Source organism: Ignatzschineria sp. PL_is040 (assembly GCF_055813795.1).
On record NZ_JBVPGU010000027.1, the window covers coordinates 1 to 1,201 of the forward strand.

Sequence of the window (1,201 nt, forward strand, 5' to 3'; positions counted from 1 at the left end):
TGTAATCTTCCCTAAAAATAATACCGATCATAAGTAGAATTTTCTCGTATCATTTACTCAGGAGAAAATAGCGATGAAAAAATCAAAATTCACAGACACACAAATCATGTCGATCTTAAAGCAGAATGAATCAGGCGTGAAAGTGACCGATTTATGTCGAGAGTATGGGATTAGTTCGGCGACATTTTATAAGTGGCGTTCAAAATATGGTGGCATGGATGCCTCGATGATTACTCGGCTAAAAGAATTAGAAGCGGAGAATGCAAGGCTCAAAAAAATGTATGCCGAAGAGTGTCTTAAATCCCGTATTCGTCAAGAAGCTTTAGAGGGAAAGTGGTAAAGCCATCTCAACGAAAAGAGATGGCTAAAGCTGTTTTAAAGACTCAAGATATCTCCATTCGTTTGGTTTGCGAGATATTTGGAATTAGCAAAACAGCTTTTCACTATCAGGCCAAAGCTACGTCAGAAAACAAGCTCATTGAAACTTGGTTGCTAAAGTTGACTAAAGCTCATAAGCGTTGGGGGTTTGGTTTATGTTTTGATTATTTGAGAAATATTCAAAAGTTCCGATGGAATCATAAACGAGTTTTAAGAATTTATCGGGAATTAGAGCTGAATCTACGGATAAAACCGAAAAAAAGGATTATCAGAAATCGACCAGAAGCCTTGGGAATAGCAACAGATATAAATCAAACATGGTCTATGGATTTTATGTCCGATAGTTTACAAAATGGCCGTCATTTCCGAACATTTAATGTGATTGATGACTACAATCGAGAAGGATTGTGCGTAGATGCTGACTTTAGTTTACCGACAGAAAAAGTGATTCGTGCATTGGAAAGAATTATTGAATGGAGAGGAAAACCTGCGGCGATTCGATGTGATAACGGTCCTGAATATATCAGTCAAAAATTAGTCGATTGGGCTAATTTCCAAAAGATCACTTTGATTTATACTCAGCCTGGAAAACCGACACAGAATGCTTATATTGAGCGTTTTAACCGAACCGTCAGAGAGGAACTACTATCAAATTATTTGTTTGAAACCATAGATGATGTTCAAATTTATTCCACGAAATGGTTGTGGAGTTATAATAACGAAAGACCTCATTCAGCCATTGGATCTGTGCCACCATGCCAGATTCAATAAACCTTAGAGAATCTTCTACTTTTAAATGGAGTTAAAAAGGGGAGGATTACAG

Annotated in this window: 1 protein-coding gene; it reads left to right on the forward strand. The window is 37.1% G+C overall.

The genetic code is table 11. The annotated features are described in order from the left end of the window. Positions 1 to 73 precede the first annotated feature (73 nt). Positions 74 to 1,149, forward strand: a protein-coding gene (locus AC0SAP_RS10295) for an IS3 family transposase (RefSeq protein WP_473384102.1) whose coding sequence is annotated in 2 segments (ribosomal slippage) — positions 74 to 335 and positions 335 to 1,149 — 1,077 coding nt in all. Because the reading frame shifts where the segments join, the coding sequence is not laid out codon by codon here. Positions 1,150 to 1,201 lie beyond the last annotated feature (52 nt).